Annotated in this window: 23 protein-coding genes and 1 tRNA gene; 11 read left to right on the plus strand and 13 right to left on the minus strand. The window is 74.7% G+C overall.

From position 1 onward, the window contains the following. The first annotated feature begins 132 nt into the window (after positions 1–132). From GC089_RS13350 to GC089_RS13365, 4 genes are all read left to right on the plus strand, one after another. Positions 133–786, plus strand: coding sequence for a FadR/GntR family transcriptional regulator (locus GC089_RS13350; protein ID WP_155378068.1), 654 nt, complete (start codon positions 133–135; stop codon positions 784–786). Positions 787–868: 82 nt separating this feature from the next. Beyond that, positions 869–944, plus strand: a tRNA-Arg gene (locus tag GC089_RS13355). Positions 945–1,185: 241 nt separating this feature from the next. Beyond that, positions 1,186–1,530 carry a hypothetical protein gene (locus GC089_RS13360; RefSeq protein WP_155378069.1) on the plus strand — a complete coding sequence of 115 codons (345 nt, stop codon included), beginning with the start codon at positions 1,186–1,188 and terminating at the stop codon, positions 1,528–1,530. Between the two features lie 104 nt (positions 1,531–1,634). Next, on the plus strand, positions 1,635–1,838 hold the full coding sequence (locus tag GC089_RS13365; protein ID WP_155378070.1) for a hypothetical protein: 204 nt from the start codon (positions 1,635–1,637) through the stop codon (positions 1,836–1,838). A gap of 10 nt (positions 1,839–1,848) precedes the next feature. Here GC089_RS13365 and GC089_RS13370 read toward each other — a convergent pair whose 3' ends face one another. The 7 genes from GC089_RS13370 to GC089_RS18485 form a co-directional block, all read right to left on the minus strand. Continuing rightward, on the minus strand, positions 1,849–2,664 hold the full coding sequence (locus GC089_RS13370) for a hypothetical protein (protein ID WP_155378071.1): 816 nt from the start codon (positions 2,662–2,664) through the stop codon (positions 1,849–1,851). Next, entirely contained in the window at positions 2,661–3,563 is a 903-nt protein-coding gene (locus GC089_RS13375) for an ATP-binding cassette domain-containing protein (protein WP_196250705.1), read from the minus strand. The genes GC089_RS13370 and GC089_RS13375 overlap by 4 nt, the downstream gene beginning before the upstream one ends. Continuing rightward, complete coding sequence (locus tag GC089_RS13380) at positions 3,560–5,077, minus strand: PH domain-containing protein (protein WP_155378073.1); 1,518 nt, start codon at positions 5,075–5,077, stop codon at positions 3,560–3,562. Before GC089_RS13380 ends, GC089_RS13375 begins: the two co-directional genes overlap by 4 nt. Next, positions 5,070–5,597 (minus strand): PH domain-containing protein, encoded by a 528-nt coding sequence (locus GC089_RS13385; RefSeq protein WP_155378074.1) that lies wholly within the window; start codon positions 5,595–5,597, stop codon positions 5,070–5,072. The genes GC089_RS13380 and GC089_RS13385 overlap by 8 nt, the downstream gene beginning before the upstream one ends. 117 nt (positions 5,598–5,714) lie before the next feature. After that, entirely contained in the window at positions 5,715–5,897 is a 183-nt protein-coding gene (locus GC089_RS13390) for a hypothetical protein (RefSeq protein WP_155378075.1), read from the minus strand. 108 nt (positions 5,898–6,005) lie between these two features. After that, a complete protein-coding gene (locus tag GC089_RS18480; RefSeq protein WP_230684805.1) occupies positions 6,006–6,623 on the minus strand; it encodes a sensor histidine kinase in 618 nt (205 codons plus the stop codon). Further along, positions 6,620–7,237 (minus strand): hypothetical protein, encoded by a 618-nt coding sequence (locus GC089_RS18485; RefSeq protein ID WP_196250707.1) that lies wholly within the window; start codon positions 7,235–7,237, stop codon positions 6,620–6,622. Before GC089_RS18485 ends, GC089_RS18480 begins: the two co-directional genes overlap by 4 nt. Before the next feature lie 17 nt (positions 7,238–7,254). Between GC089_RS18485 and GC089_RS13400 the strand changes: the two genes are divergently transcribed. Then, positions 7,255–7,917 carry a response regulator transcription factor gene (locus GC089_RS13400; RefSeq protein ID WP_230684806.1) on the plus strand — a complete coding sequence of 221 codons (663 nt, stop codon included), beginning with the start codon at positions 7,255–7,257 and terminating at the stop codon, positions 7,915–7,917. 57 nt (positions 7,918–7,974) lie between these two features. On the opposite strand, the gene GC089_RS13405 is transcribed toward GC089_RS13400, so the two are convergent. The 5 genes from GC089_RS13405 to GC089_RS19225 form a co-directional block, all read right to left on the minus strand. After that, complete coding sequence (locus GC089_RS13405) at positions 7,975–8,649, minus strand: NAD(P)H-dependent oxidoreductase (RefSeq protein WP_155378078.1); 675 nt, start codon at positions 8,647–8,649, stop codon at positions 7,975–7,977. A gap of 38 nt (positions 8,650–8,687) precedes the next feature. After that, positions 8,688–9,125, minus strand: coding sequence for a MarR family winged helix-turn-helix transcriptional regulator (locus GC089_RS13410; RefSeq protein WP_155378079.1), 438 nt, complete (start codon positions 9,123–9,125; stop codon positions 8,688–8,690). Between the two features lie 83 nt (positions 9,126–9,208). Further along, the gene (locus tag GC089_RS13415) at positions 9,209–9,880 is read right to left on the minus strand and encodes a VOC family protein (RefSeq protein WP_155378080.1); all 672 of its coding nucleotides are present in this window, start codon (positions 9,878–9,880) and stop codon (positions 9,209–9,211) included. A gap of 106 nt (positions 9,881–9,986) precedes the next feature. Beyond that, positions 9,987–10,250: a hypothetical protein gene (locus GC089_RS20150; protein ID WP_370514005.1), complete on the minus strand. Its 264-nt coding sequence runs from the start codon at positions 10,248–10,250 to the stop codon at positions 9,987–9,989. Between the two features lie 10 nt (positions 10,251–10,260). Next, on the minus strand, positions 10,261–12,396 hold the full coding sequence (locus GC089_RS19225; RefSeq protein WP_155378081.1) for an SPFH domain-containing protein: 2,136 nt from the start codon (positions 12,394–12,396) through the stop codon (positions 10,261–10,263). A 486-nt stretch (positions 12,397–12,882) separates the two neighbouring features. Here GC089_RS19225 and adhE point away from each other — a divergent pair, with 486 nt between their 5' ends. From adhE to GC089_RS13445, 4 genes are all read left to right on the plus strand, one after another. After that, on the plus strand, positions 12,883–15,540 hold the full coding sequence (adhE, locus tag GC089_RS13430) for a bifunctional acetaldehyde-CoA/alcohol dehydrogenase (RefSeq protein ID WP_155379227.1): 2,658 nt from the start codon (positions 12,883–12,885) through the stop codon (positions 15,538–15,540). Positions 15,541–15,809: 269 nt separating this feature from the next. Beyond that, positions 15,810–16,346, plus strand: a complete 537-nt coding sequence (locus tag GC089_RS13435; protein ID WP_230684807.1) for a hypothetical protein — start codon at positions 15,810–15,812, stop codon at positions 16,344–16,346. Between the two features lie 84 nt (positions 16,347–16,430). Continuing rightward, positions 16,431–16,556, plus strand: coding sequence for a molybdopterin oxidoreductase (locus GC089_RS13440; RefSeq protein WP_155378082.1), 126 nt, complete (start codon positions 16,431–16,433; stop codon positions 16,554–16,556). A gap of 50 nt (positions 16,557–16,606) precedes the next feature. Beyond that, complete coding sequence (locus tag GC089_RS13445) at positions 16,607–17,836, plus strand: pyridoxal phosphate-dependent aminotransferase (RefSeq protein ID WP_155378083.1); 1,230 nt, start codon at positions 16,607–16,609, stop codon at positions 17,834–17,836. Positions 17,837–17,879: 43 nt separating this feature from the next. On the opposite strand, the gene GC089_RS13450 is transcribed toward GC089_RS13445, so the two are convergent. Next, positions 17,880–19,055 carry a multidrug effflux MFS transporter gene (locus GC089_RS13450; RefSeq protein ID WP_370514006.1) on the minus strand — a complete coding sequence of 392 codons (1,176 nt, stop codon included), beginning with the start codon at positions 19,053–19,055 and terminating at the stop codon, positions 17,880–17,882. A gap of 424 nt (positions 19,056–19,479) precedes the next feature. Here GC089_RS13450 and GC089_RS13455 point away from each other — a divergent pair, with 424 nt between their 5' ends. Both GC089_RS13455 and GC089_RS13460 read left to right on the plus strand, forming a co-directional pair. Next, the gene (locus GC089_RS13455) at positions 19,480–20,022 is read left to right on the plus strand and encodes a hypothetical protein (protein WP_155378084.1); all 543 of its coding nucleotides are present in this window, start codon (positions 19,480–19,482) and stop codon (positions 20,020–20,022) included. 38 nt (positions 20,023–20,060) lie between these two features. Next, positions 20,061–20,228 (plus strand): hypothetical protein, encoded by a 168-nt coding sequence (locus GC089_RS13460; RefSeq protein WP_155378085.1) that lies wholly within the window; start codon positions 20,061–20,063, stop codon positions 20,226–20,228. Positions 20,229–20,233 lie beyond the last annotated feature (5 nt).

A 20,233-nucleotide genomic window follows, 5' to 3' on the forward strand; every position in this document is an offset into this window, starting at 1 on the left:
CCCGGGCGGCCCCCCGGACGGGGGTCTGGTCTGCGCCCGGTCGGACGTGTTGACTGCAACCCCACACCTCCGGGTCCCCCGCCGGCGCCGTCGTCGGCTCCCGTCCGCACCCCCACGAGGAGGCCGCCGCCGATGGCGCGTCGCACCGGACTCATCGACACCGCCGTCGACGCGCTCCGGTCCCGCATCGCCTCCGGGCAGTGGCCGGTCGGCTCGCGGATCCCGCCCGAGCCCGCGCTCGTGGAGCTGCTCGGGGTCGGCCGCAACACCGTCCGCGAGGCCGTGCAGTCGCTCGTGCACGCCGGCCTGCTCGAGCGCCGGCAGGGCTCCGGGACGTACGTGCTGTCGGCGTCCGAGCTCGCGGTCACGATGAGCCGGCAGATCGCGGACGCGCGCCAGCGCGACGTCGTCGAGGTGCGCCGGGCGCTCGAGATCGAGGCGGCACGCCTGGCGGCGCACCGGCGCACGGCGACCGACGTCTCCGAGCTGCTGCGGCACCGCGACGCGCGCGCCGACGCGTACCGGGCCGGGGACCTCGACCGCATGGTCGCGACCGACCTCGCGCTGCACCGCACGATCGTGCGCACCGCCGGCAACCCCGTCCTGCGCTCGCTCTACGACAACCTGCTCGACGCGATCGGCGAGAACATCCGGTTCAACTTCGTCACCGACGCGCACGGGCACGACTCGCACGACGGACTCGTCGAGGCGATCGTCGCCGGGGACGAGGCGCGGGCCGTGGCCGAGACGTCCGGGTACCTGTCCGCGCTCGTCGGCGACCGCTGAGCCGGCGTCGTCGTGACGTAGCACGCCAGCGTGCTGGTAGTCTCGGGGATCGCGTCGACGGCCTCGTGCCGGCGCACGCCGCGCGCCCGTAGCTCAGCGGATAGAGCGTCTGCCTCCGGAGCAGAAGGTCGAAGGTTCGAATCCTTTCGGGCGCACCAGCGCCACGAGCCGTCCTGCTCCCGCGAGCAGGGCGGCTCGCGGCGTCCCGGGGCCAGCCCGACCGGAGGGGCGGGAGTCACCGACGTCGCCGAGCTGTCCGAGGAGCAGGTGGCTCCTGCCGAGCAGCTTCTCCTGTCCCTGGTGGCGGCACCGGCCGACGCGCTGAGCGTCGACTCCCCAGCGACGCTCGCTCAGCTCCAAGGTCAGCTGAGAGCCGACCTGGGAGCCTACGGCCGTCAGATGCTCGTCCTCGCGATCGGGGCGGGGGCAGGCCTGACGGCGGTTGTCGTCCTGGCGGACGTCCTCATCCGACGGGCTGCCCTCGGGCGTCGTCGGGCCCTGGGGTGCTCCCGGTCTGCGCTGACGGCGCTGGTGCTGCTGCGCAGCCTCTACGCCGTCACGGCGGACATCGTGACCGGCTGCGCAGCAGCGAGCATGGCCGCGAACGCGTGGGGCGCGCCGATCCCACTCGCCTTCACGGCTGCGACGGCGACCCTGGCAGTCCTGGCCACCCTCGCGGCGACGATGCCGCCCGCGCTCGCGGCCGCGCTGCGCGACCCGCTCGCCGTCCTGCGCACTCCCTGAAGGGCTTCGAGCACGACGCAGGCAGACCGGTCCGGGCCCCCGCGCACACGTGGCGCGCGCCCGATTCGCGGTACATGCGCCGAACGCACCGTTATGGTGAGCCCATGAGTGAGCCAGGGAAGTCTCGCGCCGACGCTGCCGCCACCATCGCGCTCTTCGTCGTCATCCTCCTCGTCAGCGTGGTGCTGGCCGTGGTGAGCGACCTGAACGCCGTGGCGCGCGGGGTCGTCGCGGTCGCCGCCGGCATCGTCGCGGCGGGTGTCACCTTCGCGCTGGTGAACCGGCGCAGGAACGCAGGCCGCGACTGAGGCGGAGTCGTCAGCAGTCCTGGCGGCGGAACAGCGGGACGGCCAGCGCGGCTGCCGCAACGCACCAGGCCGCGAGGCCGGCGAAGCCCAGGAGCACGCGGCCGAGCCCCGTGGCGGGAACCGTGGAGGCGCCGGCGGCCTGCATCAACAGCGAGCTCGGCAGGCCGTAGGACACCCGCTCGCTCACCGTCGCCATCGCAGCCGGCGCCACCACGGGCACGACCGCCAGCGCGAGCGGCACGAGCAGGGTCAGCGCGACGAACAGGAGTGCCGCGGAGGTCGGCCGGCGAGCCACGGTCGCCGTCAGCGCCGCGAACAGTGCGAAGAGCCCGGACGCGCACGCGGCGACGACGAGCCCCAGGATCGCGGTGCCGACAGCCCCCGGCACCGACCCGTGCAGCACGAGCCCGATCGCCGCGGGCAACCCGGCGGCAGCAAGGGCGCCGACGGCGCCGATCGCCGTCGGCGCGGCGAGGCGGGCGACCAGCAGACGACGCCGATCGGGGACGAGCAGCAGGGACGTCGCCAGCATGCCGCTCGGGAGGTCGCGCGCGAGGTGCAGCACGGTCGCGACCGCGATCCACAGCGCGGACACGACGGCGGCCACCTCGATCGGCAGCGTGACGGACAGCGAGCTGCCCTCGGCACCCTGCGCGAAGTAGCCGACGAGCATCGACGTGCCGAACCCGGCCGCGGCACCGATCACCACCCCCACCCCTGCGCTGGTCCGCATCCCCCCACCCGCCATGGCGCGGCGGAGCTCGGCGACGACCACCTGCCCCAGCCCCTGCTCGCGCCTCGCGCGCGCGACAGCCTCTGCGCTCACCGCTGACCTCCCTGGCCGCCCGCCGTCTGCGCGACGGCGTCGAAGTACGTCTCCTCGAGCGTGCGGGTCAGCACGCTGAGGTGGGACAAGCCGGCGGACGTCGCGAAGGCGACCCGACCGACGTCGCGCGCGCAGGCACCGTGGACGACTGCGCCCTGGGCGTACGGCTCGTGCCGGAAGCCGGCCACGTCGAGGGCGACGACGACCTCGGCGAGGTCCTCGGACTCGACGTAGACGACCCGCTCCCGCCCGGCGACGAGCGACTCGAGTGGCCCCTGGCGCACGACGCGCCCGTCGACGAGGACCACGACGGCGTCGGCCACCATGGACAGCTCGCTCATGAGGTGGGACGAGAGGAGCACGGCCGTACCTGCGCGCGCGGCGTCGGTCACGACCCGCCGCAGCCACACGATCCCGTCGGGGTCGAGCCCGTTGACGGGCTCGTCCAGGACGAGGTTCCGAGGGCTGCCGAGCAGTGCAGCCGCGATGCCGAGGCGTTGCCGCATCCCGAGCGAGAACGTGCGCACGCGGTGCCGCCGCTCGCCCGCCAGTCCGACACGCTCGAGCGCTCGGTCGATCTCCGTCCGCGGCACGCCCTGTACGTCACAGACGTACCCCAGGTAGGCGCCCGCGGTGACGTGCCCCGGGATCCACTCGGCGGAGAGCATCGTGCCGAGCACCGCGCCCGGGTCGGACGCCGCGGCGTACGGCGCGCCGTCGACGCGCACCGACCCACCGGTAGGTTCGACGACCCCGGCGACGATCTTCAGGAGGGTCGACTTCCCCGCACCGTTGGGTCCGACGAAACCCGTCACGGCGCCGTCGGGTACCTCGAACGACACGCGGTCCAACGCCAGCTTGCCGGGGTACTGCTTCGACACCCCGTCGACCTCGATCACGGCAGCACTTCTCCTCTCGACGACGCTCTTCGACCGCGCGCCTGCGCGAGGCCTCGTGCACCCGCGCCGGCCTGCAACGACTCGAGCTCGGACGGGCGGAACCGAACGGCGGTCAGCGTGCGTGGCATACCGGCGTGGTAGTACGCACGGACGAGCAGGGGCAGGCCCAGCAGCGCGGTCAGCGACACGACATGGACAGCCTCGGCGCGAAGCACGCGGACACGATCCGAGACGTGCGACGTCCACAGCGCCACCGACGACGCGCCGGGGCCGACCACGAGCCGCGACGACGCCAGCCGCCCGGCCGCCACCACGGCGACGAGCACCGCGAGCGCCCCCAGGACGACGAGCGCGCGCGGTGCGGACGCCGCACGCAGCGCCAGCGCGACGAGCACCGCAGGCAGGGCGGTCACGAGGGCCACCTGAACAGCCGAGCGCAGCCGCCGCTCGGCGATCCGGGCGAGCACCTCCGACGTCGGCACGTCGGGGAGCACGTCATCCAGCACTCGCGCCACCACGACCGGCGGAAGTGACGGCAACACGAGGTTCGCGCCCAGCTGGACCGCGGAGTCCGTGGTGAGCAGCGCGAGCCGTACGCGGCCGAAGAGCTTCTCGGCAAGGTTCTGCTGCAGCACGACACCGGCGACCGCTCGACGGTCGACCGACCGCTCGAGGCGTGCGACCGACCCGAACCGGATCTCCACCGCACCGACGGCGGAGGTGCGCACCTCGAAGCCGGCGAACCGGACCACGGTGACGACGAAGCCGACCACGACGACGAGCAGCACAACGGCGGCGCCGACGGCCGCTCCGAAGACACGGCCGGCGTCGTCGCCGAGGCCGGCCGTGTCGAGCAGGTCCCACGCGCTCATGGCCACCGCCCCGCCCGCGACGGCGAACTGGCCGTACACCAGGGTCGCGAGCAGCAGGTCGGCGAGCGTGGCGCGGTAGAGGAGCCGCCCTGGGCCCGCATCGCCGGCCTCAGTGATGTCGACGCCCTCCCTGCCGTCGACAGCCTCCGGGCCGCGGGCAGGCTCCCGCGCCGCTACCGCAGGACGAGTGCCCTGCTGCGCGAGGTGCTTGATCCGCTGCTGGGTCCCGGCGTCGGCGGCCGGGAGGACCAGCTGCGCGGACGCGTCCCCCGTCTGCCCGACCACGACACGAGCCAGGCCGAAAGGGCGGTAGGCCCACGGAACCTGGACGTCGAGTGCACGGACCTCCGACCACGGGACCGTCCGTGTGCGCCGGTGGACATGCCCGGTCGTCAGTCGCAGGTCGAGCTCGGAGGCCTCCCAGAGGACTGTCGCCATGCGGTACAGCGGCTCGGCCAGGCGCAGGACGACCAGTGGCCCGATGACCACCCACGCCCATGGCCCGGGCCACCGATCCGGCCGCAGGAGGCACAGCACCCCTCCGCCCAGGAGCCCGACGATCACCGGGACACGCTCGAGGTACGCGGCGCCGACGTAGGCGCGAGGCAGCCGCTGCGCGGGCGTCATCGCCGCGTCAGCCATCCGCGTCACCGCGGGCGGCTCGGAGCACCGTCTCCCGGACTCGTTCCGCGACCTCGGGGGTGAGGGGTCCCAGGGCCTCGACGTCCGCGAGGCAGGTGAACCGCACCATGACGAGCCCGAACCGGCGCAGGATCGGACCCTGCACGCTCTCGACGTTGATGATCTGTGCGGTGCTGATGCTCACGGTGCGCCGCCACCACCGGCCACGGGCGATGTACACCAGGTTCGGGTCGACCGTGTAGGACGTGGTCGCCATCTTGTGCCGGTCCAGAAGGGGCACCTCCACGGCCAGCCCGACGGCGGTCACGCCGACGAGCGCCGCGAACACCCAGCCGCTCGGGCGCCAACCCGTCGCTGCGAGGAGGGCGAGACCGACCCCGACGGCCACGAGGACCACCTCCAGGACGGACCGGACGTGGAAGTAGGCCAGCGCACGGGGCGCCAGGCGCTCCCGCCCGGGCGCCCCGGGCAGCGGCGGGACGTCGATGTGGTCGGAGACGATCTTCACATTCCTTCCCATGCGCGCCGGAGTGCCGGCGCAGCCCGGCGAACCCGGCAGGGACCAGGGCCGACGGCGCTGGTGAGGGCGATCGTGGACCTCGTAGTCCACGACCGCCCCGGGACCCAGCCGGTCGACCTACGCGAGACCGAGGGACTCGAGGATCCACTGAAGGATCGTGCCCCAGGTCACGCCCCGCTCGAGCCACTTCTGCACGGTGTCGCGGTTGTTGCGCACCCACGCCACGACGGCGTCGGCGACCTTCTTGCCGAGCCGCACGGCCTGGGCCACGACCCACGCGATGAACCGGAGAATCGCCATGGCGTTCTCTCTTCCTGCGGCGCCTTCCCCTGCTCGCGACCGAGTGCCGCGACCGTTGACGCTGCGTGAGCGACGCTATGAATCGCCCCCGTTCGTCCGCTTCCGCCCTCACGTCGGACATGCCGGCACCTTTGCCGGAGGGCCACCTGGCCATTCGGCCGGTCGCAGGTACACCGGCGGCAGGGTGAGCCGCACGGCCCATCCGCCCGCGCTCGGCCCGGCGCTACACGCCCCGCCGAGCTCGCGGGCCCGCTCGCCCATCCGGGCGAGGCCGAACCCGACGGGGGGCGGGGCACCCGTGTCGCGGACCGTCCCGTCGTCCTCGACGAGGAGAGTCACGAGACCCTCGTCGACCGTCAGCACGAGGTCGGCCCGGGTCACGTCCACGCCGTGCCGCAGGATGTTCGTCACCGCCTCCCGCGCGCTCATGACCAGCGCGGCCTCCTGCCGCGGCGGCACCTCCACGGCGTCGGGCACCGAGACGCTTACCGTGACACCCGCGACGCGCAGGTGCTCGGCGACCCGCCCGAGGGCTGCGGCGATCCCCTCGCGGCGCGGCACGCACTCCGGCCCGCACTCGGCGTCGCCGCGCAGCGTGCGCAGCACGTGGCGCACGTCCGCGACCGCACGCATGGCGGCGTCGCCGATCGCCCTGCGCGTGGCGGCCCTGCCGTCGCAGTCCCCCTGCGCCTCGAGCGTCCTGGCGGACAGTGCGACGACCGTCATCTCGTGCGCGACGATGTCGTGGAGCTGCTCGGCGACCGCCTCGCGGAGACGTCGCAGATGCCGTTCGGGAGAGCACGGCGGCACCCGGTCCCCGGGGGTCCCGTCTCGCCCAGCACCGGGTCCGCCGGCAGCACGCGCAGTCCGACGAAGCACGCCATGACCACCACCACCACGAGTGCCGCGGCCAGGGGTACGGGGCACGCACGGACGAGGACCACGCTCGAGACGGCGGCACCGAGCACAGCCGCTCCCCGCATGCTCCACACCTGGTCGAGGCGCCACCGGGCCTGCGACATCGACCACACCGCCGCCACGGCCGCGACGACGAGCAGGCCGTGCAGGAACGGGGACGCGTGGGGCTCTGCGGCGCCGAGCGCCAGGAACGCGAGGGCGGCGGCGGCCGCGCTCCCGAGCGGGACGGCGTCGACACCGCCGCCGTCCCCGCGGTCGGCAAGCCCGGCGGCAGTCGTCCGCTCCCCGAGCGGACGCTCTGCCAGAGCAGTCAGCGGACCGCGCTCGCCCTGCTCCCTCGCCCCGCCCGCGCGATCCCCGCCCCTCCGCAGATCCGTTCGCAGACATGCATGATCCCAGTTATCCTGGTTTGTCGCCCCCATGTCGCTACTGTATCGACGTGGCTCCGATCCGGGTCGTCGTCGGCGATGACGAGACGCTGATTCGTCGGGCACTCATCGCCTTCCTCCACGACGTCGACGACATGGAGGTGGTCGGCGAGGCAGCCGACGGCGAGGCAGCCGTCCACCGGTGCATCTCCTTGCGGCCGGACGTCGTGCTCATGGACGTCAAGCTGCCCGTCAAGGACGGGGTGCACGCGACGCGGGACATCGTGGAGCAGCGTCCCGGGACCCGTGTCCTGGCGTTGAGCACCTACTCCGCGGGACGCTCGCTGGTGCCGGTCCTGCGCGCGGGCGCGTCGGGCTTCCTGGTCAAGGACACCGAGCCGGAGGATCTGTTCGTAGCCATCCGGACGGTGCACGGCGGCGGGCACGCGTTCTCCCCGTGCGCTGCATCGAGCCTCGTCGCCGCCGTGCGGAGCCTGGACGCGGCCGTGTGCCCCGAGCCCTTGCAGGAGGACGAGCAGCTGTCGGAACGCGAGCTCGCGGTCCTGCAGCTGCTCGCCCAGGGCATGTCGAATGCCGAGATCGCGCGGCACCTCCACGTGGGTGAGACGACCGTGAAGAGCCACCTCGGCCACGTGATGCGCAAGTGGGGGGCCCGCGACAGGGTGCAGGTGCTCATCCGAGCCGTGCGCGCCGCCCTGGTGCGGCTGGGCTGAGGGAGAACGTCCGCACCGTCGCGCGCGGCGCACCCTCACGACGGGCTCTCGTCGCCCTCAGCGCCGAGCGGTCGCCCTGTCGCCCGTGCCGCTCGCCCGCGCGCGACCGCGGGCGCCCGTCCGCACCCGGCGGCGCGCGTCCGACCGCCCGAGCGCCGCGGCCGTCGCGAGCCACCGCCGGCGCGTCGCCTCGCTGGACGTGCGGACCCGTGCGAACCGCGTCACGCCGACCGTGCGGATGCCGCAGAAGCCGAGCGTGGCGTGGACCAGGGAGTGCACGGCCGCGCTGCGGTACCGCAGGCGGTCCCACCACACCGGGCTGTCCATCGTCATGACGACACGCGCGGTGCGGCCGGTCAGCAGCCGGTCCCAGCCGAGGCCCGCGCCGCGGTGGCGGAACGCGAGCTGCGCGAGGAACACGCGGTCGACGAACCCCTTGAGCAGGGCCGGGTACGTGCCCCACCACTGCGGGAACACGAGCACGACGTGGTCCGCGCGGCGCAGGGACGCCACGGCGGCGTGGACGTCGCGCTCGAGGTCCTGGTCCGGCCCCTGCCACCGCAGGGTCGCGGGGTCGCGGGACGCGACGTCGAACACGGTCTCCCCCAGCGCGAGCAGCTCGACCTCGGCGCCCGCTGCGCGCGCGCCCCGGGCGTACTCGGCCGCGATCGCCCCGCAGAGGCTGTCCGTGCGTGGGTGCCCGAGGACGACGAGGACGCGCGGGGCAGGCACCGTGGCCCGCGGCTCCCGTCGGGCGAGCGACGTCGCCGTCACCGGTCGGCGTCCTGCGCGCGGACGAGCTCGAGCATGGTGCGCAGGTCCGCGTGCGTACGCGCGACGTCGAGACCGTCGCGTCCGGCGAACAGGCGGCCGAGCTCGCGGTCGAGCAGCTCGCTCGCCTCGTGCACGACGCGCGCCCCCTCGGCGGTGAGGCTCAGGACGACGCGGCGTGCGTTCCGGGGGTCGGCGCCCGACGCGACGAGGCCGCGCGCGACCAGGCCCGGGACCCGCTTGCTGACGGCCGCCTTCGACACGCCGAGGCACTCCGCCAGCCGGGTGACGTCCTGCGGCTGCACGTCCTGGAGCACGGCGAGGAAGACGACCTGGTTGAACGTCACCTCGTACCGGTGAGTCGCGAGCAGCCGGTCCGCGTAGTCGTCGAGGGCGTCGACGAGGTGGTGGAGCGTGGGGACGAGACGGTCAGACACGGCGACGAGTCAACAGGTTGACAGGTAGGTTGTCAACAGGTAGACCGTCGCGCAGGGGCGCCCAGCACGGTGGGCGCGCCGGGCTAGGCCGAGGGCCTCGCCTGCCACGTGCACACGCAGGCCTCGTTGCCCTCCGGGTCGGCGAGCACCCAGAACGCCGGCACCGCGTGGTCGCTGACGAGCCGGCCGCCCGCGGCGATGGCGGCCGCGACCCGCTCCTCGGCGAGGTCGTGCGGCACCGTCACGTCGACGTGGATGCGGTTGCGCTGCGGGCGCGCGGCGTCCATCTGCTGGAACCAGACGGCGGGACCGGTGCCGGCCGGGTCGACGAGCGCGTCCGGGTCGGTGGGGACGTCCCGGTAGGCCAGCACGGCCTTCCAGAACGGCCGCACGGCCGGGATGTCGAGCGCGTCGACCGCGATCTCGAGCACCTCGCTCGCGGGCACGGCGGGCTCCAGCGCCAGCTCGTCCGCGAGCGCCGTGACCGTCGCCGCGAGGTCGACGTCGCGCTGCGTGAGCCCGCCCACGTCGTGGCTCGAGGTCGTGACGGTCACCTGCCCCCAGCGCAGCAGGACGTCGGGATGGTGGTTCGCCGCGTCCGCGGCCTGCGCCACGCGCGCGACGAACGCGGCACCGGTGGCGAAGTCGGGCGTGCGGTACGTGGCGCGCAGCGTGCCGAGCAGCACGCGCCAGTGCCGCGCGTCGACGGCGTCGGTGACGACGGAGTGCGGGAGGAGGTCGGTGGCGTCGGCCATGGCCTCACGGTGCCAGCCACCACCGACGTCCGCCCAGCCCCTGTCCACGCCGGGCGGCAGCCCCACCCGCGAGGTGCCGACGCACGGCGGCGGACCTCAGCAGGAGTCAGGCGCCCGGCCGCTCCGCCGGCCGGTGCTCCGCGAACCGCCCGGTCAGCAGGGCGGCGAGCTCCTGCGGCACCTCCTCCGCGAGGGCGGCGGCGCCGACGACCGCCCGTAGCCGCGCAGGTCCGGGCAGACGACGCGGTGCCACGTCGTGTGCGTCCCCGGGTGCCCGTGCAGCAGCACCACCGACGGCCCCGCTCCGGCCGTGCACGACGACGTCCGCGACGCGCACGTCCCACTCCTCGAAGCCCGCGAAGAAGGTCACCGGACGCTCGTCACCAGCACAGGCAGAACGGGTGGCCGGCCGGGCTCGCGTAGACCTGGAAGCCCGACGCGGCGGACGCGTCCTCCGCCTCCTTCAGCACGCGCGCCCCCAGCCGCGTCACGTGCGCGTGCGCGTCGGCGAGGTCGTCGACGTAGAGGTCGAGGTGGACCTGCTGCGAGTGCGCGCCGTCGGGCCAGCGCGGCGGCACGTGGTCCGGCGCGAGCTGCACCGCCAGGCGTTGCTCGCCGTCGACGAGCACGTCGTGCCAGTCCTCGTCCGCCCCGCTCGACGCCTGTCCGCCCAGCACACCCGCCCAGAACGCGCTCTCGGTGCCCACGTCCGCCGCGTCGAGCACGACGACCTGCTTCGTGATCCGCATCGCTCCGCCTCTCCGTCGTCCGTGGCGCCATCGTCCCGCGCACCACCGACATGCGCGTCGGCCCGCCGGCGCGCCGCAGCCGACGCGCCGACGGCCGGCACCCGGCGGGACCACCGCCGGGTGCCGGCCGTCGGGCCGTGCGGGACCAGGTCGTGCGGGACCAGGCCGTGCGGGGTCAGGCCGAGGGCCCTCGTCGGGCTCGGCGCCGTCCTGCCGGGGGGCGGCGGCCACCGCGGGGACGGGACGCGAGGACTTATCCCGCTCCTCGGCGCCGCCGTCACCGGCGCGGCCGCGGACCATCTCCATGAGGTCGATGCCGGTCTGCGCCTTGAGCAGCGCGGTCAGCTCCTGCACGCCAGTCGCCACGTTGCCGGCGACGTTCGACGCGCCGCCCTTGTCGATGACGGTGATGCCATCGATCGCGCCGAGCGCGTCGGCGTACGGCTGCGCGACCTTCGGCAGCGCGTCCAGGACCATCTGCAGCCGCGCCGACTCCGGGAACGTCTGGTACGCGTCCGCCTCGGCCTTGATCGCGGCGGCGCGCGCCTCGCCCTTGGCGCGCTCGGCGGCGGCCTCGGCCTCACCGCGCGCACGGGCGCCGTCCGCCTCGGCCCGGGCCAGCGCGAGCGCACCCTCGGCGCGTCGCTGCTGCTCGACGAGAGCGGCGTCGGCACGTGCACGCGCCGCCGCCGCCTCCGCCTCGGCCTGCGCGGTGATCCGCTGCGCCTCCGCCTCCGCCTTGCGGATCGCCGCCGTGCGCGCGGCCTCCGCCTCCTGCTCGGCGGCGTACCGGCGGGCCTCGGCCTCCTGCGACGCCTCGTACTTGCGCGCCTCGGCGGGCTTGCGGACCTCGGTCTGCAGCTCCTGCTCGCGCAGGGCGGCGCGCCGCAGGGCGACCTGCTCCTGCTGCACGAGGACGGCCTGCTGCGCCTCGGCCTCGGCGCGCTCCTGCGCGGCCTCCGCCTCAGCCCGGGCCGTCGCCGTCTCCTGCGCGATGTGCGCCTCGCGCAGCGCGACGGCCTTGTTCGACTCCGCGATCTGCACGGCCGCCTCGTTCGAGCGCTGCGTGCTCTCCTGGCGCGCCTGCGCCTCGGCGATCTCGGCGTCGCGCGCCACCGCGGCGGCACGCGGACGCCCGAGGTTGCGGATGTAGTCGCCGGAGTCCTCGACGGTCTGGATCTCGAAGTTCTCCAGCACCAGCCCGCGCTCGGCGAGCATGGGCACGGCGATGTCCTTGACCTCCTTCGAGAACTCCTGGCGCTCGTACAGGATCGACTCGACGGTGAGCGTGCCCGCGATGGTACGCAGCACACCGACGAGGACCTCACTCGTCTGCTGCTCGATGACCTGCTCCTGGTTGCGGCCCGCGAACCGCTGCGCCGCCGCGCGCACCATGCGCTCGGTGCCGCCGACCTTGACGACCGCGATGCTGCGCAGCGTGACGCCCACACCGCTCTTCGTCGTCGCGTCCTCAGCGGCGACGGGGAAGCTCTGCGAGGCGAGCGACAGGCGCATCACCTGCTCGAAGATCGGCTTGACGAACGTGCCGCCGCCGATGACGACGCGCTGACCCGACAGGTCGGTCGTCTCCTCGCCCGTCTCCGGGTTGATGACGGGCGTGCCGCTCTTGCGGCCCGTGATGATGAGCGCCTCGTCCGGGGTCGCGATCTTGAACCGGACCTTCGCGTACACGGCGCCGACGACGCCGAGGACGATCAGGACGACGACGGCCACGACGACGAGCGCCAGCGTGCCGGCGAGCTCCATGGGACTCCTCCAGGCAGGACCCCGCGGGGCGGGGGCGGGTGGGCGCGGCGCAGGCGCAGGGCCCGTGCCGCCGGGGACGCACCACCGGCGCCGGGTGCCCGGCGGCGGTGGCGGTCCTCGCACCCTAGAGGGCGCCGGCGCTCACGCGGGAGTGCGTCCCACGAGTGCCGCAGCACGGGGCGGGGGCCCGCGTCCGTACCGGCGCGCCCCGCACCTCCTCGCCCCGCGGGCGGGACGCAGGTCCCAGGGCGCCCCTCCCGCGCCCCCGTGACGAAGCGCAGGTGGCACCGCGGAGGACTTTCATCCCATGTCTGCGCGGCACCGCGTTCCTAGCGTCGGAGACAGCGACGGACGACTCCAGCGTCCGCCCCCCGCCCCACCGACCAGGAGGACCTCGTGTCCCAGCCCAGCAGGAAGACGACCGCGGCGACGGCCGCGGGCGCCGCCGTCGCCACCGCCCCCGCCGCCCCCGGCGCCGCGCTCGGCGTGTCCGACGAGACCGGTGTCACCGCGGCGGTCGACCAGCTCGTCGCCAACGCGACGAAGGCGCTCGCGGAGTTCGAGCGGATGACGCAGGAGGACGTCGACCGGTTCGTCAAGAAGGGCGCGGTGGCGGCGCTCGACCAGCACGGCGTGCTCGCGAGGCTCGCGGTCGAGGAGACCGGCCGCGGCGTCTTCGAGGACAAGGCCGTGAAGAACATCTTCGCGTGCGAGCACGTGACGAACTCGATGGCGAACCTCAGGACGGTCGGCGTCATCGCGGTCGACGAGCTCAACGGCATCACCGAGATCGCCGAGCCCGTCGGCGTGGTCGCCGGCATCACACCCGTGACGAACCCGACGTCGACCACGATCTTCAAGGCCCTCATCTCGCTCAAGACGCGCAACCCGATCGTCTTCGCGTTCCACCCGAGCGCGCAGCGGTGCTCGGTCGCCGCCGCCCGCGTGGTGCGGGACGCCGCGGTCGCGGCCGGCGCGCCGGAGCACTGCATCCAGTGGGTCGAGACGCCGTCGCTGCAGGCGACGAGCGCCCTCATGAACCACCCGGGCGTCGCGACCATCCTCGCGACCGGCGGCAACGCGATGGTCAAGGCGGCGTACTCGTGCGGCAAGCCGGCGCTCGGCGTCGGCGCGGGCAACGTCCCGGCGTACGTCGAGAAGTCGGCGAAGCTCGGCCGCGCGGTCAACGACATCGTCCTGTCCAAGGCGTTCGACAACGGCGTGATCTGCGCGTCGGAGCAGGCCGTCATCCTCGACGACGCGATCTACGACGCGGCGATGGCCGAGTTCGCCCGCCTGCACGCCTACCGCGCGAACGCGGCCGAGAAGGCGATGCTCGAGCGCTTCGTCTTCGGCGTCGAGGCGGACGGCGAGAACTGCGCCGGGGCGCGGCTGAACCCCGCGGTGGTCGGCAGGAGCCCGGTGTGGATCGCCGAGCAGGCCGGTTTCACCGTCCCCGCGGACACGTCGGTCATCCTCGCCGAGGTCTCGGCCGTCGGCCCCGCCGAGCCGCTCACCCGCGAGAAGCTCTGCCCCGTCCTGGCGGTGCTGCGCGCCACGAGCACCGAGCACGGCATCAGCCTCGCCGAGCAGATGGTCGAGTTCGACGGCCTCGGCCACTCCGCCGCGATCCACACGCAGGACGACGACCTGACGGTCGAGTTCGGCCGGCGCGTCAAGGCGATCCGCGTCATCTGCAACGCGCCGTCCTCCCTCGGCGGGATCGGTGACATCTACAACGCGTTCATCCCGTCCCTGACGCTGGGCTGCGGCTCCTACGGCCGCAACTCCGTCTCGAACAACGTGTCGGCGGTCAACCTCGTGAACATCAAGCGCGTCGGGCGCCGCAACAACAACCTGCAGTGGTTCAAGGTGCCGGCCAAGACGTACTTCGAGCCGAACGCGATCCGCTACCTCGCGGACATGGCGGACGTCGAGCGCGTCACGATCGTCACGGACGCGACCATGACCACCCTCGGCTTCGTCGACAAGGTCATCGACGTCCTCAACCGACGCGGCAACCGGGTCGCGCTGCAGATCATCGACCAGGTCGAGCCCGAGCCGTCCGTGCGTACCGTGCAGGCCGGCGCGGCGCAGATGCGCCACTTCCGCCCGGACACGATCATCGCCCTCGGCGGCGGGTCGCCCATGGACGCCGCGAAGGTCATGTGGCTGCTCTACGAGCACCCCGAGATCGTGTTCTCCGACCTCAAGCAGAAGTTCTTCGACGTGCGCAAGCGCGCGTTCAAGTTCCCCGTCCTGGGCGAGCTCGCCAAGCTCGTGTGCATCCCGACCACGTCCGGCACCGGTGCCGAGGTCACGCCGTTCGCCGTCATCTCCGACCCCGACGCGGGCAAGAAGTACCCGCTCGCGGACTACGCGCTGACGCCGACGGTCGCGATCATCGACCCGGTCCTGACCTCCCGGATGCCGCGCAGCCTGGCGGCCGACTCGGGCTTCGACGCCCTCACGCACGCCACCGAGGCGTTCGTGTCCGTCTACGCCAACGACTTCACCGACGGCATGGCGCTGCAGGCGATCCGCCTCATCTTCAACAACCTCGCGCAGTCGGTGAACGGCGACCCGGCCGACCCGCTGACGAAGGACGCGCGGGAGAAGATGCACAACGCCGGGACGATCGCGGGCATGGCGTTCGGCAACGCGTTCCTCGGCATCGTGCACGCGATGGCCCACGTCATCGGCTCGACGTACCACCTGGTGCACGGGCGCACGAACGCGACGCTCCTGCCGCACGTGGTCCGCTACAACGGCACGGTCCCGACCAAGCTCACGAGCTGGCCGAAGTACGAGCGGTACGTGGCCCCGGAGCGGTTCCAGCAGATCGCGCAGGTGCTCGGCCTGCCGGCCACGACGCCGCAGGAGGGTGTCGAGTCCTACGCGCGGGCGGTGGAGTCCCTGCGGGCGAACGTCGGCATCCCCGCGTCGTTCCAGGCGCAGGGCGTCGACGAGCAGGAGTTCCTGCGCCGGCTCGACGAGGTCGCGATGGGCGCCTACGAGGACCAGTGCGCCCCCGCCAACCCGCGCATGCCGATGATCGACGACATGAAGGACCTCATGACCGCGGCCTACTACGGCACGTCGCTGGAGGACGTGCGGGGCCGCCGCGAGCGCACGGAGGACTGACCGACTCCCCGACGGTCCCGGCGCCCCTCCCCGAGGGCGGCCTCCGTCGGCGCTCGCCCGACGCCCCCCGCTGCCCCACGGCGGGGGCGTCGCCGCGCCCGGGCCCTGCACGGGACCCGGCACGCCGGCGCCAGCACCGGCCGGACCAGGGCGGATGAGAACGCGATGAGGCCGACGGGCGCGGCACCGGCGAGGGCGGCAGACTGTGGCGCCGCCGCCCTCCCCCTTCCGGCGGCGCCGACGCACGTCCACGACCCGGGAGGTCCCCAGTGGCAGCGCACCGCACGTCCGTCCCCCTCACGACCCGCACGCTGCGCCTGGCCGCCGCCGGCGTGCTCGCCCTCGGCCTCGCCGCCTGCACCGACGCCGACGTCGACCGCGCGGCGGACGAGGTCGCCGAGGCCGCCCAGGGCGCGGCCGACGACGTCACGGGCGCGGGCGACGCGCTGCAGCAGGCGCTCGCCGACGCGCAGGCGCACGCCGACGAGGCCCGCGCCCGCGTCGACGAGGCGCGCGCGGCGCTCGGCGGGCTCGACGAGCAGGCGCGGGCGCAGGCGGACGCCGCGGTGACCTCCGCGCAGTCCGCGGTCGACGAGGCCGAGGCTGCGCTGGCGCAGGCGCGCGACCAGGGTCAGGCCGCGTCGCAGGAGGCCGTCGCGAGCGCCCGCGAGCGCGTGGAGACCGCCCGTGCGGAGCTCGACGCCGCCACCGCGAACGCCGGCGCCGAGGGCGGCGACGCGCTGCGGTCCCTCGCGGACCAGCTCGACACGCTCGGCCAGGACCTGCAGGAGGCCACCGCAGGCTGACGCGTCCGCCGCCGCGCGGGTGATTTCGTGCGCCGCGCCGCCCCGGGCCTTCGTCGTCGCCGCGCACGTGCCGATGGTGGAGGCATGGCAGCACGGCAGCCGGTGCGCGAGGTCCGCCACCACCGCGTGGAGTGGTGGGTGGTCGCGGCGTGGGCGTCGCTCGGCCTGCTCGTCGTCTGCGGGCTGCTGGCCGCGGCCGGCGTGGTCTGAGCGCACGCCGGCGCGGCGCGGCGCGGCGCGGCGACCTATCCTCGACGTCCGTGAGCACCGACGTCGACCCGTCCGCGCCGCGCTGGCGCCGGGTCGCCGCCGCCGCGGGGCTGCTGGACCCCGACGGGGGCGTCCGGGCGACCGTGTTCGCGGAGATGTCGGCGCTGGCCGCACGCACGGGCGCGCTCAACCTCGGTCAGGGCTTCCCGGACGTCGACGGGCCCCCGGCGGTCGCCCGCGCGGCGGCCGACGCGATCCTCGCGGGGCACAACCAGTACCCGCCCGGGCCGGGCGTCCCCGCGCTGCGTGCGGCGGTGGCCGCGCACCAGGCGGCCCGCTACGGCGTCACGCTCGACCCCGACCGCGAGGTCCTGGTCACCACCGGGGCGACGGAGGGCCTGGCGGCGGCCGTGCTCGCCCTCGCGGGTCCGGGCGACGAGGTGCTCACGCTGGAGCCGTACTACGACTCCTACGCCGCGGTGGTGGCGATGGCGGGCGCCCGGCACACGACGGCTCCCCTGCGCGCCACGCCCGACGGGTTCCGGCTCGACGTCGACGCCCTCGCCGCCGCCGTCACGCCGCGCACCCGGCTGCTGCTGCTCAACTCCCCGCACAACCCGACCGGCGCCGTGCTGCGCCGGGACGAGCTGGAGGCGGTCGCACGCCTGGCCGTGGCGCACGACCTGCTCGTGGTGACCGACGAGGTGTACGAGCACCTCGTGTTCGGGGTCGAGCACGTGCCCGTCGCGACGCTCCCCGGGATGGCGGAGCGCACGCTGACGGTCTCGTCCTCCGGCAAGACGTTCTCGTTCACCGGCTGGAAGATCGGGTGGGTGACCGGCCCGGAGGAGCTGGTCACGGCCGTCCGCACGGTCAAGCAGTTCCTCACGTACGTGTCGGGCGCGCCGTTCCAGCCCGCGGTGGCCGCCGCGCTGACCGACCCCGCCGCGCTCGCATGGGTCGACGACCTCGTCGCCTCGCTCGCCGCGCGCCGCGACCTGCTCACGGCGGGCCTGCGCGACGCCGGCTTCGACGTGGTCCCGCCCGACGGCACCTACTTCGTGCTGGCGGACGCCGCACCGCTCGGGTACGACGACGGCGTGGCGCTGTGCCACGACCTGCCGGCGCTCGCGGGCGTCGTCGCCGTGCCGGTGCGCGCGTTCACGCGCCCCGGCTCGCCCGCCGGCACCGCCCTGCGCTCGTACGTGCGGTTCACGTTCGTCAAGCGCCGCGAGGTGCTCGAGGAGGCGGTGGCCCGGCTTCGGCGCCTGCGGCCCTGAGACGACGACGTGCCCGCGCGGTGCCGGCGGATGTGCGGGGAGGTCAGAGCTGCCAGGCCCCGCCGCGGCGGAACGCCGGCGTCGCGAGCGCGAGCACGAGCAGCGCGAGCACGGACGCGGCGGCCATCACGGCCGTCATCGCCACGGCGTCCCCGCCGAGCAGGCCGGACACCGGCGACACGAGGCCCGAGACGCCGGCCTGGCACGCGCCGATGAACGCGGCCGCCGTGCCCGCGATCTCCCCGTGCCGGCCGAGCGCGATGCTCGAGGCGTTCGGCGGGGCGAAGTTCACGAGCGCGAGCACGAACCACAGCACGACGAGCAGCGCCCACAGGCCGCCCGCCCCGGTGAGCGCGAGCGCGAGCAGCACCCCGGCGAGGACGACGACGCCGACCTGCGCGGCGCGCAGGATCCGGATCGGCGCGACGCGCCGCACGATCGCGGCGTTGATCTGGGCGCCGATCACCAGCCCGATGCCGTTGACCGCGAAGACCAGCGAGAACTCGTGCTCGGACAGCCCGTACCCCTCGCGCAGCACGAACGGCGACGCGACGACGTAGCTCATGAGGACGGCCATGTTGAGGCCGGGCAGCACCGCGAGCGCCACGAAGTGCCGGTCGCGCAGGAGGGAGCGGTACCCGGACACGGCGGTGCGGAAGCCGCCGGCGCGTCGGCGCTCGGCCGGCAGCGTCTCCGGCATCTTCGTCAGGACGACGACCCACAGGCCCGCGCCGAACAGCGCGAGCGCGAGGAAGACCGCGCGCCACCCCCACTGCCCGGCGATGAGCCCGCCGACGGACGGTGCGAACAGCGGTGCGACCCCGATGACGAGCATGAGCCGCGACATCAGCCGCGAGGCGTCCGAGCCGACGAACCGGTCGCGGATGAGCGCCATCGCCACGACCGAGGCGGACGCGTTGAAGAAGCCCTGGAGCATCCGCAGCGCGACGAGCGGCACGATCGCGGGCGCGACCGCGCACAGCAGGGAGGTCACGACGTGCAGCGCCACGCCGACCAGCACGGGCGCGCGCCGGCCGAACCGGTCCGACAGCGGCCCGATCACGAGCTGACCGACGGCGCCGCCGAGCAGCATCCCGGTCATCGTGAGCTGGGCCGCGGCGGCGGACGTGCCGAGGTCGCGCGCGACGTCGGGCAGCGACGGCAGGTAGATGTCGGTGGAGACCGCCGGCAGCGCCGTCATCGACCCGAGCAGGAGCACGTAGCGCCAGTCGGGCCGGTGGGCGGGTGCGGCCGGTGCCGCACCGTCGGTCGTGGTGCGACCCGCGTCGGCCGAGCGCGCGTCGGGCGGCGTGGCCGCGCGCGCCTCGGGGGTGCGGAGACCTGCGCGTCGGGGCGCGCGGGTGCGTGGGGAGCAGGGGCGGGGGTGCGGTGCGGCGTGGGCACGGCGGCGGACGGGGCGCTCGCGGCGGCCCGCCCGGCGGGGTCGTCCAGGGGTGACATCCCCTTCATGGTCGCACCGCGCCGGGACGAGGCGCGAATCGATTCGACATTTCGGGCGGGGCCGCACCCCCGGTCGGCACCGGCCCCCGCCGGACGCCGGTCACGGGGCCGTCCGGGTGACGCACCCCGGGCCCTCCCCCGCCGCCGCTCCAGGCGGACGACCGACGCACCGATGCGCGGACGTGAGCTACGACCTCCTCCTCGTCGCGCGGCGTCCCGGCCAGACCTTCGAGCAGGCCCTCCACGACGGCCCGCACGGCGGCGGACCGCTCGGGCCGGAGCGCCTCGCGCAGTGGGCCCGCATCGAGACCGGCCTGCGCGCGCTGCTCGGCGACGTCCACGTGCACGTCGACGCGGACGCCGGGCACGCCGAGCTGGCGCACGACGCGACGGGTCTGCAGGTGGAGCTGTTCGCCGACCAGGGCGCCGTCGCCTACCCGTACTGGGCGCACGAGGACCCCGCCGCGTTCCACCGCCTCGTCACCGCCGTCGTCGCGCTCGTCGTGCGCGAGACGGGGCTGGAGGCCTACGACCCGCAGGCGGGTGCCCCGTTCGACGGCCACGTCGACGACCGCACGGGGGTGGCCGGGAGCGCGGCGATCGCCGCGGGGTACGGCGGCCGGGTGCACGACGTCCCGGCCTCGGCCGTCCCCCGGTGCCGGACGGGGCGACGGACGGGTGGCAGCCCGCGCCCGAGCGCGCTCCCGCCGGACGCCGACCACTGACCGACGGCGACCAGCGCGCCCGCGCCCTGCGGTACCTCGTGGCCGGTGCGCTCGCGCTCGTCGGCGGCGTGGCGAACCTCGTCACGGACGGCCGCCCCGCCTGGGCGGTGGTGCTGCTGGCGCTCGGGGCGTTCAACGTCACCGTCGGCCTGGTCGTGTCGCGTCGCTGGGTCACGCCGGCGCACGGCGGCCGCGGGGACGGCTGAGCGTC

The organism is Cellulomonas sp. JZ18 (assembly GCF_009720485.1).
GTDB lineage: Bacteria > Actinomycetota > Actinomycetes > Actinomycetales > Cellulomonadaceae > Cellulomonas.

Coding starts and splice junctions, on each gene's coding strand:
- GC089_RS13440 (WP_155378082.1), top strand. CDS start 16,431: ATGGCAGCACGGCAGCCGGTGCGCGAGGTCCGCCACCACCGCGTGGAG.
- GC089_RS13365 (WP_155378070.1), top strand. CDS start 1,635: ATGAGTGAGCCAGGGAAGTCTCGCGCCGACGCTGCCGCCACCATCGCG.
- GC089_RS13360 (WP_155378069.1), top strand. CDS start 1,186: ATGCTCGTCCTCGCGATCGGGGCGGGGGCAGGCCTGACGGCGGTTGTC.
- GC089_RS13380 (WP_155378073.1), bottom strand. CDS start 5,077: ATGGCTGACGCGGCGATGACGCCCGCGCAGCGGCTGCCTCGCGCCTAC.
- GC089_RS13385 (WP_155378074.1), bottom strand. CDS start 5,597: ATGGGAAGGAATGTGAAGATCGTCTCCGACCACATCGACGTCCCGCCG.
- GC089_RS18485 (WP_196250707.1), bottom strand. CDS start 7,237: ATGGGGGCGACAAACCAGGATAACTGGGATCATGCATGTCTGCGAACG.
- GC089_RS18480 (WP_230684805.1), bottom strand. CDS start 6,623: ATGACGGTCGTCGCACTGTCCGCCAGGACGCTCGAGGCGCAGGGGGAC.
- GC089_RS13390 (WP_155378075.1), bottom strand. CDS start 5,897: ATGGCGATTCTCCGGTTCATCGCGTGGGTCGTGGCCCAGGCCGTGCGG.
- GC089_RS13350 (WP_155378068.1), top strand. CDS start 133: ATGGCGCGTCGCACCGGACTCATCGACACCGCCGTCGACGCGCTCCGG.
- GC089_RS13415 (WP_155378080.1), bottom strand. CDS start 9,880: ATGGCCGACGCCACCGACCTCCTCCCGCACTCCGTCGTCACCGACGCC.
- GC089_RS19225 (WP_155378081.1), bottom strand. CDS start 12,396: ATGGAGCTCGCCGGCACGCTGGCGCTCGTCGTCGTGGCCGTCGTCGTC.